The following is a 13,962-nucleotide window of genomic DNA, read 5'->3' on the forward strand; positions in this document are numbered from 1 at the left end:
AGCGGTTCCAGCGCGAGGTGGGGCCGCGCCTGCAGGCGCTGGGCCATGACCGGCAGGCCTGCGAGCGCATCGCGGCCGGCTGCGTGTGCCGCTCGGCTGGCTACAGCCCGGCGAACGCCCCGCCGCAGTTCCTGCTCAGTGCGGACCAGACCCGGATCGGGGTGCTGCACCACTCGGGCCTGCTGCAGGAAATGCCGCTTGGCCAGTTGCTGGCCGAGCCAGCGCCCGCGCAGACCGTCTCGCCCGCAGCGGACCCGGCCAGAACTCCGCTGCAGGCCCCCGAACACGAGCCGTTGGTCCGCTCTCGCTAACCACCGACGGCAGGCGCGCAGGGCTCAGAACACCGCCGGCAACCCGAGCGGAAAATCGTAGTCGTCGTCCAGCGCGCGGCCGGCCATGGTCGGCAGCATCTGGGCGATGAACACCTCGCCCAGCCAGCGCCGCAGTGCGGGCGAAACCGCTTCCGGCGGGGCGATGAGCGTGAGGCACGAAAAGCTGCCGATGCCGGGCTCCACCATCAGGCCTTCCGGCAGGTTGCCCCCTTCCGGTGGCGCGTCCATCCCGGTGCCCGCTTCCTGGTACCAGGCCAGCAGAAACCGCTCGAAGTAGGCCACCGTGCCTTGCCGCCAGGCCTGGGGCAGGTAGACGTGCCAGGCGGCGGGCTCTTCGACCACGAAGCCCCAGTCGAACTCGTGCACGCGCTCGGGCGCCTGCTCGAAGACGCCCACGCCCTGCACATCCTCGCGCGCGACGTACTCGTGAAACAGCGGACCCGGCCCGCTGGGCTCGCCCGCGACGAAGCGGCGCACATCGGACAGCGAGGGGGCAAAGGCCGGCGCCGGCTCGGTGACCGAGCGCTTGGCCCGGTTGAGCAGGCGCGCGGTGGCGTCCACACTTTTCTGCGCCTGGATGCACCAGTCCATGAAGGTCTGGCGGCCCGCCGGCGTGGCCAGTTGCCCGAGTGTGTTTTCGAAAGCGGCGTCGTCCTTGAGGTAGCCGTCTTCGCGCAGCCGCAGCACGATGTCGAGCATCGCGTTGCGCGTGATGTTCTCGATCATGTAGGCCATCTCGCCGCCCGCGTAGCTGCGCAGGGTGTCGCGGATCCAGGACACGGTCTGCTCGCCCGTGAGGCCCTGCGGCGCACGCGGCATGTCGTTGAAGATCGCGCGCAGCACGCGCACGGTGTCCTGATCGCTGGCCATGAAAACTCTGGGGCGGGTCGTCGTTCGGGGCGGGTCTGCCTGCAAGGATAGTCGCATCCCCGCGATGGCCCAAGCCCAGCGATCAGGTCGGCGCGGGCCGCGCCAGCCCCCGGCGCTCGATCGGGGTCGAAAAAATGATCGAGGTGCGCGTTTCGCCGTACCCGGTGATGCCCGCGATGAAGCGCTCCAGGTCGCGCAGGTCGCGCGCCACGACGCGGATCAGGTAGGAATCCTGCCCGCTGACGTGGTGGCATTCCAGCACTTCGGGGCTGGCGCGCAGCTTGTCCAGCAGGGGTTGTTTGCCGGGCTGCGGCGCGTGGATGCCGATGATGGCGCCCACCCCGTAGCCCACCGCTTCGGGATCGATGTCGGCGTGCACGCCACGCACCACCCCCGCGTCCTGCAGGCGGCGCAGCCGTTCCTGGGTCGCGGGCACGGACAGCCCGACCTCCGCCGCCAGGGCCTTGAGCGAGGCGCGGCCGTCGGCCTGCAGCGCCGTGATGAGGCGCCAGGCCTTGTCGTCGATTTCGAGGGACATCAGGTCAAACTCCGGTTTCACCTGATGATCGAAGGTTTTTGGCACATTTGTCCAGAAAAAGTGCATTCCTGAACGGCGATGGCCTGTCTACGATAGCGGCATGACGGAAGCCTCAGTTTTTCTCAAAGCGATGCTGATCGGCTTGTCGATCGCGGCACCGGTCGGGCCCATCGGTCTGCTGACGATCCAGCGCACGCTGGATCGCGGCATGGCCATGGGCCTGGCCACCGGGCTCGGGGCGGCGGTGGCCGACGCCTGCTACGGCGCGGTCGGTGCCTTCGGTGTGCACTGGCTCATCGGCACGCTGCAGACCCTGCGCCTGCCGCTCGCGCTGGGCGGGGGCGCGCTGCTGCTGTGGCTGGCCTGGCGCACCTGGCGGGCCCCGCTGGCGCGCTCGGCCGCCCAGGCGGGTGCCACCGATCTGGCCGGTGCGTTCGCGGGCACGGTGCTGCTCACCCTGGCCAACCCGGCCACCATCCTGTCGTTCGTCGCGGTGTTCGGCGCGCTCAGCGGTGGTCTGGCCGTCAGCGTCTCGCCGCTGACCCTGATTGCGGGTGTGTTGGCCGGCTCGGCCCTGTGGTGGCTGCTGCTGTCGGCCGGGGTGGCCGCCTCGCGGCAGCGCTTCACCGACGCCTGGCGGCGCCGCATCAACCAGGTGTCGCCCCTGGTGCTGGCGGGCTTCGCGGTCTGGCAGGGCGTGCTGGCGCTGCGCGGCTGAGGCCGGTCAGGCGCGCCACGCGCCCGAAGCGCCGATGCGCCCGTGCACAGCCGGCCCCGTACCAGCCGCCGCGATGATCCGCTGCACCTGTTCGGCCAACCGGTCCGCCACCGCGGGCCGCCGCGCCAGGTGCGCCGACATCCGGTGGTCGCAGCCTTCGAGCACGATGGTGCTGCAGCGCGCACCGGCCGCGGCGCGGATGTCCGCCAGCACTTCGGCCGGGATCGGGCTGTAGACGGTGTGCGACGCGCCGTCGGGCACGGTGACCGTCACCGTGCCGGCCGAACGCCCGGCCTGCCCGCCGTGGGCCTGGGCCGGCAGGCCATCGTATTCCCCGGTCACCAGCAGCACCCGGCCCTGGAAACGCCTCAGAAAGGCCAGCGACGCCGAATCCCGGAACCCGAAAGGCACCGAGATCGCCGCCGTGAACGGGGGACCGAAGTGCGGCGCGGCGAAGGCCGCTTCCGGGTACAGCGCCGGCCCGCCGAGCACCAGCGTGTGCACCGTGGCCGCGTGCGCTTCGGCCACTTTCAGCGCCAGCGCACCACCCAGGCTGTGGCCCATGACCACCTCCGGGCCGGGCGACAGGCGCGCCGCAAACCGCAGGGCTTCCTGCAGGTTGCGCGCCAGCGAGGTGGCGTCCAGCGCCAGCGGCGAATCGCTGCCATGGCCCGAGAGGCTGCCGGCCAGGCTGGCCACCCCCCGCGCCTGCAACGGCCGCAGCCAGGGGTCGAGCCGCTCCAGGTTCGAGCGCGCGCCGTGCAACGCCAGCATGCGGCAGCCGCGGCCAGCGGGCAGCACACGGACCGGCAGGGTGTAACCGTCGAAGGTTTCGCAGAACCGCTCGTCCGGGGCCGCCGGACCGGTGCCCGCAGGCACCGTCACTTGATGGCCGCGAAGCGCTGTTCCATTTCGCGGCGCATGCTCTTGCGCAGCTCGGCGGCGGCATGGCGGCGGCGCTCGTCGGGGGTGAAGGGGCGCAGCGGCGCCACCGTGGTGGGCTTGCCCGCTTCGTCGACCGCCACCATGGTGAAGAAGCAGCTGTTGACGTGGCGCTTGTCCTGCGTGCGGATGTTCTCGGCAATCACCTTGATGCCCACCTCCATCGACGAGCTGCCGGTGTGGTTGACCGACGCCAGGAAGGTGACGAGTTCGCCCACGTGGATGGGCTGGCGGAACATCACCTGGTCGACGCTGAGCGTCACCACGTAGGTGCCGGCATAGCGGCTGGCGCAGGCGTAGGCCACCTGGTCGAGCAGCTTCAGGATGGTGCCGCCGTGCACCTTGCCGGAAAAGTTGGCGGTGTCGGGGGTCATGAGCACCGTCATGCTCAATTGGTGCGCGGGCAGTTCCATGGGAATGGCTGAAGTCGTGGGGCGATAGCGAAAAGCAGCGATCGTGCCACGAACCGCCACCGCCGGTCGGCGCGCGGGCCTTTCAGCGCCCCGGCGGCTTCAGATCTCCGGCTGGCCACCGAAAACCAGCCAGGGCCTCTGGCCCGGCCCACCCACGCCCGTCCTCCGTCCATGGCCCTGACCCTCAACCCCATCGCGACCGCGTTGAGCGGTTTGAACGCCGCCCGGCAGCGGCTGGACACCAGCGCGCACAACATCGCCAACGCCCAGACGCCCGGATTCCGCCGCCAGACCGTGACGCAGACCGCGCAGCCCGGCGGCGGCGTCGAGACGCGCATCGGCCAGGCCACCGAAACGTCCACCGGCACCGGCGACTTCGGCCACCTGGCCGACGATCTGGTCGACCAGCGGATCAGCCTCTACAGCTTCGCCGCCAACCTGAAGACCCTGCAGACCGCCGACCGCATGCTGGGCACCCTGCTCGACCGCGAGGCCTGAGGCCGGCCCGCGTCTTTCAGGCAGTGGCCAGTTCGGCGCAGAGACGGGCGTGCACCGCGCCCATGCCGCGGTAGGCCACCACGGCGTCGGTCATGGAGGCGAGGGCCGCGCGCAGCGCCTCTGCGCGGCGGGGTTCCACGGCCAGCACCTGGGCCAGCGGGCAGACCATCACGCGGATGAAGAACACGCCGCGCCGCAGGGCGGGCAGCGGCAGCGTGGTCTGGCGTTCGACGCGGAAGAACACCTGCTCGATCAGGCGGCCGCTACCCGCCTCGGCGCGGGCCAGCGCGTCTTCCCAGCGGACCTGGCGCGTGTCGGGGTGCTGGGGCAGTTCACCACCGGGCGTGAGCAGCCACACATGGCGCAGCATGGGCGCCTGGCGGAACGCCATGTCCACGATGCCGCGGGCACCGGCCAGCAGCAGCGCGTTGTCGGCCACCGGCGCGTGGATGGCCAGGAAGTCCAGGCCTTGCTTTTCCTGCGGCACCCAGTTGGAGGGGAAACACACGGACAGAAACCGCGTACGCAACGTGCCGGTGGCGCCGTCGGGCACGGGCTCGTCGTGCAGGATCACGAAGTCTTCCTGCAGGCCCCGTGCCAGGGCATCGGCCTCGGGCGCCAGGAGCACGCCGGTTTCGCGCGCATACGCTTCGGCGATGGCGGCGAGCACCGCCGGATCGGCCTCGCCGACCTGGGCCCGCGCGGGCTGGTGGGCCAGCACCGTGCGCTTGGCGGCGGCGTACGCGGGCGCCAGCGCATCGCGGTGGAACAAGGCCCCAGGTGGCGCGCCCTCGGCCGCCAGCCGCGACAGCCCGGGCCGCATGCGAAACGGGCCCTGCACGGTCCACGGCATACCGGCCGCCGGCGTGAAAACCCCGGCCGGCACCGTCACTGCTCGCCCAGATGCGCTTCGAGCAGGCGCTGCACCAGCGGGTGCTGCACCTTGCGCGCGGTGCCGATGGCGTAGAAGTGCTCCTGCACCCCGTCGCAGGGCGCCACCCAGGTCAGGCCGTAGCCGTTTTCCAGCTTTTCGCGCACGTGCTCGGGCGCGGGAAACACGCCCATGCCCGAGGCGCCAAAGGTAGCCAGCAGCGCGCTGTCCTCGAATTCGCCAACCACGCGCGGGGCGATGCCCTGGCGTTCGAACCACTGGTCCAGCCGCAGACGCACCGAGGTGTGGGCCGTGGGCAACAGCACGGGCACGTGCTCCAGGCTGCGGGGAAAGCCCTCGCGCGCGCCGACCAGCCAGTTCGCGGACGCAAACCACGCCAGTGGTGAGTGACCGAGCGCGTGGCTGTAGAGGCGCAGGTTGGGGTTGGCCGGCGCCGGCCGGTCCGACAGCACCACGTCGATGCGGTGCAGCGCCAGGTCGGCCAGCAGGTCGTCGAAGTCGTCCTCGTGGCACATCAGCCGCAGCCGGGGCTCGTCCATCACGGGTTCGAGCAGGTCGCGCACCGCCAGCTTGGGCAGCCCGCCGGAAATGCCGACGATCAGGCGCACGCTGGTCTGCGTGGCGGCGTCGCGCACAACCGTGGGCAACTGCTCGCCCAGCAGGAAGATCTGCTCGGCCAGTTGCAGCGCGGTCTGCCCGGCCTCGGTCAGGGCCAGGCCCCGGCCTGCCGGCTTGAACAGCGCATGGCCCAGCGACTGTTCGAGCAGCCGCACCTGTGCGCTCACCGTCTGGACCGCCATGCCCAGGCGTGCCGCGGCGTGCGACATGCCCCCTTCTTTGGCGGCGACCCAGAAGTAATACAGGTGCTTGTAATTGAGTTCCGACTGCATGATCTGATTTTTACGGAGGCTGGTTCATGCATTCTCTGCTTTATCAAGCAGATCTGCACCCCTATCTTTCAGGATCCCGTTCGTCCCTCACCGGAGACCCGCATGGAACACCTTGAACGCCACCCCGCCGCCGCCCGCGGCACCACCCTGCTGAGCGACCGCCCCGAGGTCGCTCGCGTGCTGCGCAACACCTATGCGCTGCTGTCGCTGACGATCCTGTTCGCCGCCGGCACCGCGGCCCTGGCCGTCGCCAACGCCTGGCCCTCGCCCGGCCTGGTCCTCACGCTGGTGGGCTACTTCGGCCTGCTGTTCGCGGTGCACAAGCTGCGCAACAGCGGCTGGGCCTTGCCGGCGGTGTTCGCGCTGACCGGCTTCATGGGCTACACGCTGGGCCCGCTGCTCTCGCACACCCTGGCCCTGCCCGGCGGCGCCGGCACCATCGTCGCCGCGCTGGCCGCCACCGGGGCCACCTTCGTCGGCCTGTCGGCCTACGTGCTGACCACGCGGCGCGACTTCAGCTTCATGGGCGGCTTCCTGTTCGCCGGCCTGGTGATCGCCATCGTGCTGGCGCTGGTGGCCTACTTCTTCACCTTGCCGGCCCTGGCACTGGCGGTTTCGGCCCTGGTGGCGCTGCTGTCGGTCGGTCTGATCCTGTTCGAGACCAGCCGCATCGTCAACGGCGGCGAGACCAACTACGTGCTGGCCACGGTGGGCCTGTTCGTCTCGGCCTTCAACCTGTTCACCAGCCTGCTGCACCTGTTCGGCATCGGCGGCAACGACTGACGCAAGCCGCCATGAAAACGCTGATCTGGAGCCTGACGGCCTTGCTGGCTGTGCTGTGGACCGGCCTGGCCGTCCTCACCCACCGCGTCACCGACTGGCTGCTGGGCACGCTGGCCGCCGGTGCGCTCGACCAGGCGGCCGGATCGGTGGGCGCGCCCACGCCACCCGCGCTGCCCGACTGGCTCGCGCCCTGGCTCGACACCGCCACGCTCGCCGCCTGGCAGGCCCTGGCGGCCGACCTGCTGCGCGGGTTGTCGGCGGTGCTGCCCTCGGGCGATGCGGTGATGGCCTGGCTCGGCCCTCTGATCGGGGTCGGCTGGGGCCTGGGCATGGCCCTGCTGCTGGCGGTGGCCGGCGTCCTGCACTGGCTCGCGGGCCGCTGGAATCCGGCGCGCACGGCACCGGGTCCGCAACCGGGTTTCGGGCGCTGACACCGTGCACGACGGACTCGCCCAGCGCCTGCGGCAGGCCGCCACCCGGCAGGCGGCTCCCACCCAAACCGCCACACCGCTGAGTCTGCGCGAGCTGTTGCACCTGCACGGCGAGGGTTCCGGGGCGGTGCTGCTCCTGCTGATGGCCTTGCTGTCGATGCTGCCGGTGGCCGGCGCGGGCACGGTGCTGAGCTTCGGCATCCTGGCCCTGGCGGGTGCCTGGCTGCGCGGCCGCGACAGCCTGCACCTGCCCGAGCGCCTGAGCGCCCTGCACCTGAATCCGCGCTGGTCGCAGCGCTGCCTGCACGGCCTCGCCTGGACCTACGAACGCGCCGAACGCTGGCTGCGTCCGCGCTGGCAGGCGCTGTGCCACCACCGCACCCGCGTGCTCTGGGGCCTGTGGATGGCGCTGATGGCGGCGCTCATCTTCCTGCCGCTGCCGCTGGGCAACGTGCTGCCCGGCACCAGCCTGATGCTGCTCGGCCTGGGCTGGCTGTTCCGCGATGGCCTGGCCCTGCTGGTGTCCACCGCCGTGGGCGCCGCCGGCCTGGGCTACGCCATCTCGGTGGGCCATCTGGCCATCGCGGCCTGGCAGCAGGCCGGGGCCTGGCTGGGGTGGTGAACGCCGCTCAGCCCCGCAGGAAGAACAGCGCGCTCATCACCAGCCCGGTGACGATCACGCCCGCGCGCACCCAGGCCACCGGCAGCGCCTTCGACCAGCGCGCACCGAAGTAACCGCCTGCCGTAGCGGCCACCATCATCACCAGGCCCTGCTGCCAGGCGATGGCGCCCGCCATCACGAAGGCGGCCACGGACAGCCAGGACAGCACCAGCGAATTCAGGTTCTTGAGCGCGTTGACGGTGTTGAGGCGCGTTTCACCGGTGAGGGTGTAGAGCGCCATCAGCAGAATGCCCAGCCCGCCGTTGAAGTAGCCGCCGTAGATGGCGACCAGCAGCAGCCCGGGTTCGCGCCAGCGATCGGGCCCGCGGCCCGACCCGGCCTGTGTACGCCGGGCCAGCGCCGGACCGGCGGCGAACAGCGCGGTGGCAAACAGCAGCAGCCAGGGCACCAGGCCGGCAAACAGGTGGGCCGGCGTCACCAGCAACAGGCAGGCGCCGGCCACCCCACCGGCGGCCGCGATGGCCGTCTCCCGCCGGAGGCGGCGGGCCGGCAGTTCGCGCAGTTCCGGGCGGAAGCCCAGCGTGCTGCCCAGATAGCCGGGGCTCACGGCCAGCGCGCTGGTGGCATTGGCGCTGATGGGCGGCACACCGGCCCACACCAGGGCCGGAAAGGTCAGAAAGCTGCCGCCCCCGGCGATGGCGTTGAGCACACCGGCCCCGAAGGCGGCGGCGATGAGCAGGCTCCAGAGGGCAACGTCGGGCAGGGCAATCACGGCAGGCGGGACCACAAATCACAGAAAAGTGCATTGTGGGAGCGACTGCCCACCCGATTGCGTCACCGAAACGCAAAACTGCCCGCCGCCAGCCTCAGCGCGTGCCGCCCAGCTGGCGCTGCAGACGCGCCATGACGGCCCCGAGGCGCTCGCCACCGGGATCGGGGGCCGCCGTCAGGTCGGAGGCGGCCAGCGCCAGGTTCAGATCGACAAACGCGCTGTCCAGCGCGTGCCGCGCGGCCAGCAGCTGCTGCGCGATCAGGGTGCAGTCGACCCCGCCTTCCAGGAGCTTGCGCACGCCCCGCACCTGCCCTTCGGCCCGGCGCAGGCGGTGCATCAGCTCGGCGAGCCGCCGGGCATCGACCGCCTCGCCGTGCGGGGTTTTCACGGAGTCACCGGCGTGATGCTGGCCACCGGTTCCGGCGCCAGCAGCGAGCCTTCGCGCAGGCCGCGCACGGTGGCGAAGCCGAGCCAGACGATCACCACGGACGTCAGCGCCAGCATCAGCACGCCCAGGGTGCGAAAGCCGCCCGAGAGCGTGAGTTCGGCCACCCGCAGCGTCAGCACGGTGAAGGCCGCCAGGGGGAAGGACAACGCCCAGAACGGCACGGCAAACGGTTGCTGTGCGATGCGCCGCACCAGCGGCAGCAGCCAGAGCAGGAAAAACAGCCCCGTGCCCCACAACCCCAGCACCACCGCCCGGGGGGCGCCCATCTGGGCCGCGACCACGCCGATGACCGCCGGCGGTGCCAGCGTGATGAACCAGGCGGGCAGCACCCGGTCGGGCAGGGGCCCGTGGGCGATGCGGCGCACCATCACCAGCACGATGACCACCGGCCAGAGGAACGCACCGAGGCCGAACTGGGCCAGGGCCCACAGGTCGTGCCCGAGCGCCACACCGGCCAGCGGCGCCACCACATTGCCGACCACCGGAATCAGCAGCACCGGGGTGACGGCCGGCCACAGACCGCCCGCTGGCGCCGCTGCGGGGGCCGGTGCCAGCCAGCGCCCCAGCACCCACACCGTGGCCGCGAGCTGGCCCAGGCTGCCCAGCCACCACAGCGCGTTCAGCACGGCGGCACCGCCGCCACCGCCCAGCGCCAGGCCCACCGTGGCCAGCAGGAGCAGCGACACCGGCACGGTGGCGATGAAGGCGTGGCGCACCGGGTGGCGCAGGTCCTCGGCCAGCGCGGCCGGGTAGCGCTGCCAGCGCAGCACCGACGCCACCAGCAAGACCCCGAAGGCCAGCGTCGCCGCCGCTCCGGCCACCAGCGCCACGCCGAGCGCCAGATCGCCCAGCAGGCCCTGGGCACGGTGCCAGGCCAGCGCCAGGCCGGACAGCCCCATGACGATGGCAAACCAGCCGGGCATGAGGAATTTCAAGGGCGTCGGGTGGGACATGATCGGTTCGGGAAACGGCTCACAGGATCGGGCGGGCGGTCAGGCCGCGCCCGGCGGAATCAACTCACTGGCACTTGCCGCTGCCGCAGTGGCCACCGCCGTCGGGAATGCCCAGCTTGCGGAACAGGAACGCGGGCGGGCAAAAGCCCGTGATGCCGGATTGGAACAGGTTGAAGCCGGCGAAAGCGGTCAGCGCCAGAAACCACTGGTTGACGAAGATCGGGCTGCCTTCGACGCCCAGCGCGAGCGAGAGCATGACGACAAAACCGGCCAGGATGCGGATGCAACGTTCAACGGTCATGGGGAACTCCTTGATGAAAAACGGGGAACACAGGTTCAGGCGTCGGCCGCCTCGTGCCGGCGGCGATAGACCGCGTAATACAGCACCGGGATGACCACCAGGGTCAGCATCGTGGACACCGCGATGCCGAAGATCAGCGCGATCGCCAGACCGTTGAAGATCGGGTCGTCGAGGATGAAGAAGGCGCCCATCATGGCGGCCAGGCCGGTCAGGGCGATGGGCTGCGCCCGCACCGCGGCCGACTGCACCACCGCCTGCGCGAAGGGCACGCCGCGCGCGGTTTCCAGCTCGATGAAGTCCACCAGCAGGATGGAGTTGCGCACGATGATGCCGGCCAGCGCGATCATGCCGATCATGGAGGTGGCCGTGAACTGCGCCTGCAGCAGCGCGTGGCCCGGCATCACCCCGATCATCGTCAGCGGGATCGGCGCCATGATGATCAGCGGCGTGACGTAGCTGCGGAACTGCGCCACCACCAGCAGGTAGATCAGGATCAGGCCGACGCCGTAGGCCGCGCCCATGTCGCGGAAGGTCTCGTAGGTGATCTGCCACTCGCCGTCCCACTTGATCGCGTATTCGCGGTACGGGTCCCGGGGCTGCGAAATCCAGTATTCGCCCAGCTCGCCCGCATTCGGCAGCGCCGCCGCCTGGAGCCGGGGCCGGATGCCGAACAGGCCGTACAGGGGCGAGTCGGTGTGGCCCGCCATGTCGCCGAACACGTAGCTCACGGGCATCAGGTCCTTGGTGTAGCGCGGCTGGTCGATCACGCCGCGCTCCACGGTCACCAGTTCGGACAGCGGCACCATGGCCCCGTTGGCGGCCTTCAGCGGCAGCGCCAGCACCGCGTCCAGCCCGACCTGCCGCTCCAGCGGCAGTTGCAGGCGTACCGGCACCGGGAACTTGGCCTGCCCGTCGTGCAGGTAGGCCACGTCCGCTCCCGACAGCGCGGCGTACGCGGTCTGCGCAATCACCTGCACCGGGATGCCCAGCGACTCGGCGCGCTGGCGCTGGATGCGCAGGAAGGCGCGCGGCGCGGCTTCCTTGAGCGTGGTGTCGATGGCCACGATGTCGGGCGTGTCGGCAAACGCCTGGGCCACACGCTGCGCGAGTTCGCGCCGCCCGGCCTCGTCCGGCCCGTAGACCTCGGCCACGATGGGCGACATCACCGGCGGCCCCGGCGGCACTTCCACCACCTTGAGGCGTGCGCCGTGCGCGGCCGCGATCCGCTCCAGCTCGGGCCGGTGGCGCTGCGCGATGGTGTGGCTCTTGTCGCTGCGGTGGTGGGCATCGACCAGGTTGACCTGCAGGTCGCCGCCTTCGGCCTCCGCGCGCAGGTAGTACTGGCGCACCAGGCCGTTGAAGGTGATCGGGCTGGCGGTGCCGGCATAGCCCTGCACGTTCGTCACCTCGGGCTGCCGCGCCAGCCAGGCCGTCATGTCCTGCAGCGCGGCGGCCGTGTCTTCCAGCGGCGTGCCGGCGGGCATGTCGACCACCACCTGGTATTCGCTCTTGTTGTCGAAGGGCAGCATCTTCAGCACCACCCACTGCACCATCGCCAGGCCCACCGACAGCAGCAGCGCCGCGATGATGCCGCCCAGCAGCAGCCAGCGCTTGCGGGCGCTCGCCAGGAAGGGCGTGAGGATCTTCGTGAACGTGGTCTGCAGACCGCGCGTGAGCTTGCCGGGGCCGTGCGCGGCGTGGCCATCCGTCTGGGTCAGCTTGAGCGCCAGCCAGGGCGTGACGGTGAAGGCAATGGCCAGCGAGATCGCCATGCCCATGCTGGCGTTGATCGGGATCGGGCTCATGTACGGCCCCATCAGGCCGGTCACGAACGCCATGGGCAGCAGCGCCGCGATCACGGTGAAGGTGGCCAGGATCGTCGGCCCGCCCACTTCATCGACCGCGCGCGGAATGATCTCGCGCAACGGCGCGTCGGGCGTGAGCTGGCGGTGCCGGTGGATGTTCTCGACCACCACGATCGCATCGTCCACCAGGATGCCGATGGAGAAGATCAGCGCGAACAGCGACACCCGGTTGAGCGTGAAGCCCCAGGCCCAGGACGCGAACAGCGTGGCCGTGAGCGTGAGGATCACCGCGGTGCCAACGATGACCGCCTCGCGCCGGCCCAGCGCCAGGCCGACCAGCACGATCACGCTGCCGGTGGCGAAGATCAGCTTCTGGATCAGCTTGTTGGCCTTGGCCGCGGCGGTTTCGCCGTAGTCACGCGTGATGCTGACCTGCACCCCGTCGGGAATCACCGTGTTCTTCAGCTGGTCCAGCCGCTCGGCCGCGCCGCGCGCCACGTCGACCGCGTTCTCGCCCGGCTTCTTGGTCACGGTGATCGTGACGGCCGGGTGGTTCCGGCCTTGGGCGCCGGGATGGGCTTCGTCGGCCACGCCCGGGGTGAACCAGACGTAGCGCTGGGGCAGCTGGGCACCCGCTTCGACCCGCGCCACCTCCCGCAGGTAGACCGGCCGGCCGGCGTTCACGCCGACGACGATGTCGCCCACGTCCTGTTCGCTGCGCAGGAACTCGCCGGTTTCCACCGACCACATGCCGGGTTCGCCCGGCGCCGGGTTCGGGTTCACCACCGAGCCCGAAGGCATGGCCTGGTTGGCCGCTGCGATCGCCGCCTGCAGCTGCTGGACGCTGACGCCGCGCTCGCGCAGGCGGTTCGGCTCCAGCCACACGTGCACGGCGCGGCCGGGGCCGCCGATGGTCACCACCTCGCGCGTGCCCGGCACACGCTTGAGCTCGGTTTCGACCGCGTGCGCCACGCGCTCCAGCGCGTGCGCACTGTCCGCGTCCTCGGTCCACAGCGTGGCCGCGAGCACCGGCACGTCGTCGATGCCCTTGGGCTTGACGATGGGCGTGAGCACGCCCAGGCCGGCAGGCAGCCAGTCCTGGTTGGCGTTGAGCACGTCGTACAGGCGCACCAGCGCTTCGGTGCGCGGCACGCCCACCTGGAACTGCACCGTCAGCACCGCCACCCCAGGGCGCGCCACCGAGTAGGTGTGCTCGATGCCCTGGATCTGCGAGAGCACCTGCTCGGCCGGCGCGGCGACCATCTTCTCCACGTCGGCGCTGGACGCACCCGGGAAAGGAATCAGCACGTTGGCCATGGTCACGTTGATCTGCGGCTCTTCCTCGCGCGGTGTGACCAGCACGGCGAACAGGCCCAGCAGCAGCGCCACCAGCGCCAGCAGCGGGGTGATGGCATTGGCCTGGAAAGCCCGCGCCACCGTGCCGGACAGGCCCAGCTTTTCGCGGGAATCGGGAGCAATGGGTTTCATGGTCAGGCCCTCAACGGTCTGCGGGCTGGGCCCCGTTCAGCCCGGCCCGCACCGGGTCCGTGGCCACGCGGTCGCCGGCCTGCAGGCCCGCCAGGACTTCCACCGTCGCACCCTGCCCGGCCGCGTGGGTGGCGCCCACACGCACGGCCCGCAGCACAAAGCCGTCCGGCTGACCTTCGCCGCGGCCGGCCACCACGTAGACCGCCGTCAGCTCGCCCCGCCGCACCAGGGCCGAGGCCGGCACCATCAGCCGCGCGGCTTGCGCA

17 protein-coding genes and 1 pseudogene are annotated in these 13,962 nt (G+C 71.0%); 6 read left to right on the forward strand and 12 right to left on the reverse strand.

The window, feature by feature from the left end:
• Positions 1-311: hypothetical protein (locus tag QQK43_RS21030; protein ID WP_284309334.1), on the forward strand; the 311-nt coding region annotated here is incomplete at its 5' end.
• A gap of 24 nt (positions 312-335) precedes the next feature.
• Here the strand turns inward: QQK43_RS21030 and QQK43_RS21035 are convergent.
• Complete coding sequence (locus QQK43_RS21035) at positions 336-1,202, reverse strand: hypothetical protein (protein WP_284309335.1); 867 nt, start codon at positions 1,200-1,202, stop codon at positions 336-338.
• An 82-nt stretch (positions 1,203-1,284) separates the two neighbouring features.
• On the reverse strand, positions 1,285-1,740 hold the full coding sequence (locus tag QQK43_RS21040; RefSeq protein ID WP_284309336.1) for an Lrp/AsnC family transcriptional regulator: 456 nt from the start codon (positions 1,738-1,740) through the stop codon (positions 1,285-1,287).
• A 100-nt stretch (positions 1,741-1,840) separates the two neighbouring features.
• On the opposite strand from QQK43_RS21040, the gene QQK43_RS21045 reads away from it, so the two are divergent.
• Positions 1,841-2,458 carry a LysE family transporter gene (locus tag QQK43_RS21045; protein WP_284309337.1) on the forward strand — a complete coding sequence of 206 codons (618 nt, stop codon included), beginning with the start codon at positions 1,841-1,843 and terminating at the stop codon, positions 2,456-2,458.
• A gap of 6 nt (positions 2,459-2,464) precedes the next feature.
• Here QQK43_RS21045 and QQK43_RS21050 read toward each other — a convergent pair whose 3' ends face one another.
• On the reverse strand, positions 2,465-3,337 hold the full coding sequence (locus QQK43_RS21050) for an alpha/beta hydrolase (RefSeq protein ID WP_284309338.1): 873 nt from the start codon (positions 3,335-3,337) through the stop codon (positions 2,465-2,467).
• A 2-nt stretch (positions 3,338-3,339) separates the two neighbouring features.
• The gene (locus tag QQK43_RS21055) at positions 3,340-3,813 is read right to left on the reverse strand and encodes an acyl-CoA thioesterase (protein ID WP_234264583.1); all 474 of its coding nucleotides are present in this window, start codon (positions 3,811-3,813) and stop codon (positions 3,340-3,342) included.
• 171 nt (positions 3,814-3,984) lie between these two features.
• Here QQK43_RS21055 and QQK43_RS21060 point away from each other — a divergent pair, with 171 nt between their 5' ends.
• Positions 3,985-4,311, forward strand: a complete 327-nt coding sequence (locus QQK43_RS21060) for a flagellar basal body protein (protein WP_284309339.1) — start codon at positions 3,985-3,987, stop codon at positions 4,309-4,311.
• A gap of 16 nt (positions 4,312-4,327) precedes the next feature.
• Here QQK43_RS21060 and QQK43_RS21065 read toward each other — a convergent pair whose 3' ends face one another.
• A complete protein-coding gene (locus QQK43_RS21065; protein WP_284309340.1) occupies positions 4,328-5,164 on the reverse strand; it encodes a heme-dependent oxidative N-demethylase subunit alpha family protein in 837 nt (278 codons plus the stop codon).
• A 35-nt stretch (positions 5,165-5,199) separates the two neighbouring features.
• Positions 5,200-6,093, reverse strand: a complete 894-nt coding sequence (locus tag QQK43_RS21070; RefSeq protein ID WP_234264580.1) for a LysR substrate-binding domain-containing protein — start codon at positions 6,091-6,093, stop codon at positions 5,200-5,202.
• Positions 6,094-6,195: 102 nt separating this feature from the next.
• Between QQK43_RS21070 and QQK43_RS21075 the strand changes: the two genes are divergently transcribed.
• Genes QQK43_RS21075 through QQK43_RS21085 form a run of 3 tightly spaced genes read left to right on the forward strand, consistent with a single transcriptional unit; the run spans position 6,196 to position 7,929 of the window.
• Positions 6,196-6,876 carry a Bax inhibitor-1/YccA family protein gene (locus tag QQK43_RS21075; protein WP_284309341.1) on the forward strand — a complete coding sequence of 227 codons (681 nt, stop codon included), beginning with the start codon at positions 6,196-6,198 and terminating at the stop codon, positions 6,874-6,876.
• A gap of 11 nt (positions 6,877-6,887) precedes the next feature.
• A complete protein-coding gene (locus QQK43_RS21080; RefSeq protein ID WP_284309342.1) occupies positions 6,888-7,307 on the forward strand; it encodes a hypothetical protein in 420 nt (139 codons plus the stop codon).
• Positions 7,308-7,311: 4 nt separating this feature from the next.
• Positions 7,312-7,929: an exopolysaccharide biosynthesis protein gene (locus QQK43_RS21085; RefSeq protein WP_284309343.1), complete on the forward strand. Its 618-nt coding sequence runs from the start codon at positions 7,312-7,314 to the stop codon at positions 7,927-7,929.
• Between the two features lie 7 nt (positions 7,930-7,936).
• Here QQK43_RS21085 and QQK43_RS21090 read toward each other — a convergent pair whose 3' ends face one another.
• The 6 genes and pseudogenes from QQK43_RS21090 to QQK43_RS21115 form a co-directional block, all read right to left on the reverse strand.
• Positions 7,937-8,701: a sulfite exporter TauE/SafE family protein gene (locus QQK43_RS21090; protein WP_284309344.1), complete on the reverse strand. Its 765-nt coding sequence runs from the start codon at positions 8,699-8,701 to the stop codon at positions 7,937-7,939.
• Between the two features lie 94 nt (positions 8,702-8,795).
• Positions 8,796-9,089 carry a metal-sensing transcriptional repressor gene (locus tag QQK43_RS21095; protein ID WP_284309345.1) on the reverse strand — a complete coding sequence of 98 codons (294 nt, stop codon included), beginning with the start codon at positions 9,087-9,089 and terminating at the stop codon, positions 8,796-8,798.
• Positions 9,086-10,102, reverse strand: a complete 1,017-nt coding sequence (locus QQK43_RS21100) for an SLAC1 anion channel family protein (RefSeq protein ID WP_284309346.1) — start codon at positions 10,100-10,102, stop codon at positions 9,086-9,088. The genes QQK43_RS21095 and QQK43_RS21100 overlap by 4 nt, the downstream gene beginning before the upstream one ends.
• Before the next feature lie 64 nt (positions 10,103-10,166).
• A complete protein-coding gene (locus QQK43_RS21105) occupies positions 10,167-10,403 on the reverse strand; it encodes a YgaP family membrane protein (protein WP_234264573.1) in 237 nt (78 codons plus the stop codon).
• Between the two features lie 35 nt (positions 10,404-10,438).
• Entirely contained in the window at positions 10,439-13,696 is a 3,258-nt protein-coding gene (locus tag QQK43_RS21110) for an efflux RND transporter permease subunit (protein WP_284309347.1), read from the reverse strand.
• A gap of 10 nt (positions 13,697-13,706) precedes the next feature.
• A pseudogene (locus QQK43_RS21115) lies at positions 13,707-13,962 on the reverse strand (hypothetical protein); the annotation flags it as partial.

This window comes from Hydrogenophaga electricum, assembly GCF_030160815.1.
GTDB lineage: Bacteria > Pseudomonadota > Gammaproteobacteria > Burkholderiales > Burkholderiaceae_C > Hydrogenophaga > Hydrogenophaga electricum.

Excerpts from the sequence above, each read along its gene's own strand:
- QQK43_RS21110 (WP_284309347.1), bottom strand. The coding sequence starts at position 13,696 with ATGAAACCCATTGCTCCCGATTCCCGCGAAAAGCTGGGCCTGTCCGGC.
- QQK43_RS21035 (WP_284309335.1), bottom strand. The coding sequence starts at position 1,202 with ATGGCCAGCGATCAGGACACCGTGCGCGTGCTGCGCGCGATCTTCAAC.
- QQK43_RS21100 (WP_284309346.1), bottom strand. The coding sequence starts at position 10,102 with ATGTCCCACCCGACGCCCTTGAAATTCCTCATGCCCGGCTGGTTTGCC.
- QQK43_RS21105 (WP_234264573.1), bottom strand. The coding sequence starts at position 10,403 with ATGACCGTTGAACGTTGCATCCGCATCCTGGCCGGTTTTGTCGTCATG.
- QQK43_RS21070 (WP_234264580.1), bottom strand. The coding sequence starts at position 6,093 with ATGCAGTCGGAACTCAATTACAAGCACCTGTATTACTTCTGGGTCGCC.
- QQK43_RS21075 (WP_284309341.1), top strand. The coding sequence starts at position 6,196 with ATGGAACACCTTGAACGCCACCCCGCCGCCGCCCGCGGCACCACCCTG.
- QQK43_RS21045 (WP_284309337.1), top strand. The coding sequence starts at position 1,841 with ATGACGGAAGCCTCAGTTTTTCTCAAAGCGATGCTGATCGGCTTGTCG.
- QQK43_RS21080 (WP_284309342.1), top strand. The coding sequence starts at position 6,888 with ATGAAAACGCTGATCTGGAGCCTGACGGCCTTGCTGGCTGTGCTGTGG.
- QQK43_RS21060 (WP_284309339.1), top strand. The coding sequence starts at position 3,985 with ATGGCCCTGACCCTCAACCCCATCGCGACCGCGTTGAGCGGTTTGAAC.
- QQK43_RS21055 (WP_234264583.1), bottom strand. The coding sequence starts at position 3,813 with ATGGAACTGCCCGCGCACCAATTGAGCATGACGGTGCTCATGACCCCC.
- QQK43_RS21065 (WP_284309340.1), bottom strand. The coding sequence starts at position 5,164 with ATGCCGTGGACCGTGCAGGGCCCGTTTCGCATGCGGCCCGGGCTGTCG.
- QQK43_RS21040 (WP_284309336.1), bottom strand. The coding sequence starts at position 1,740 with ATGTCCCTCGAAATCGACGACAAGGCCTGGCGCCTCATCACGGCGCTG.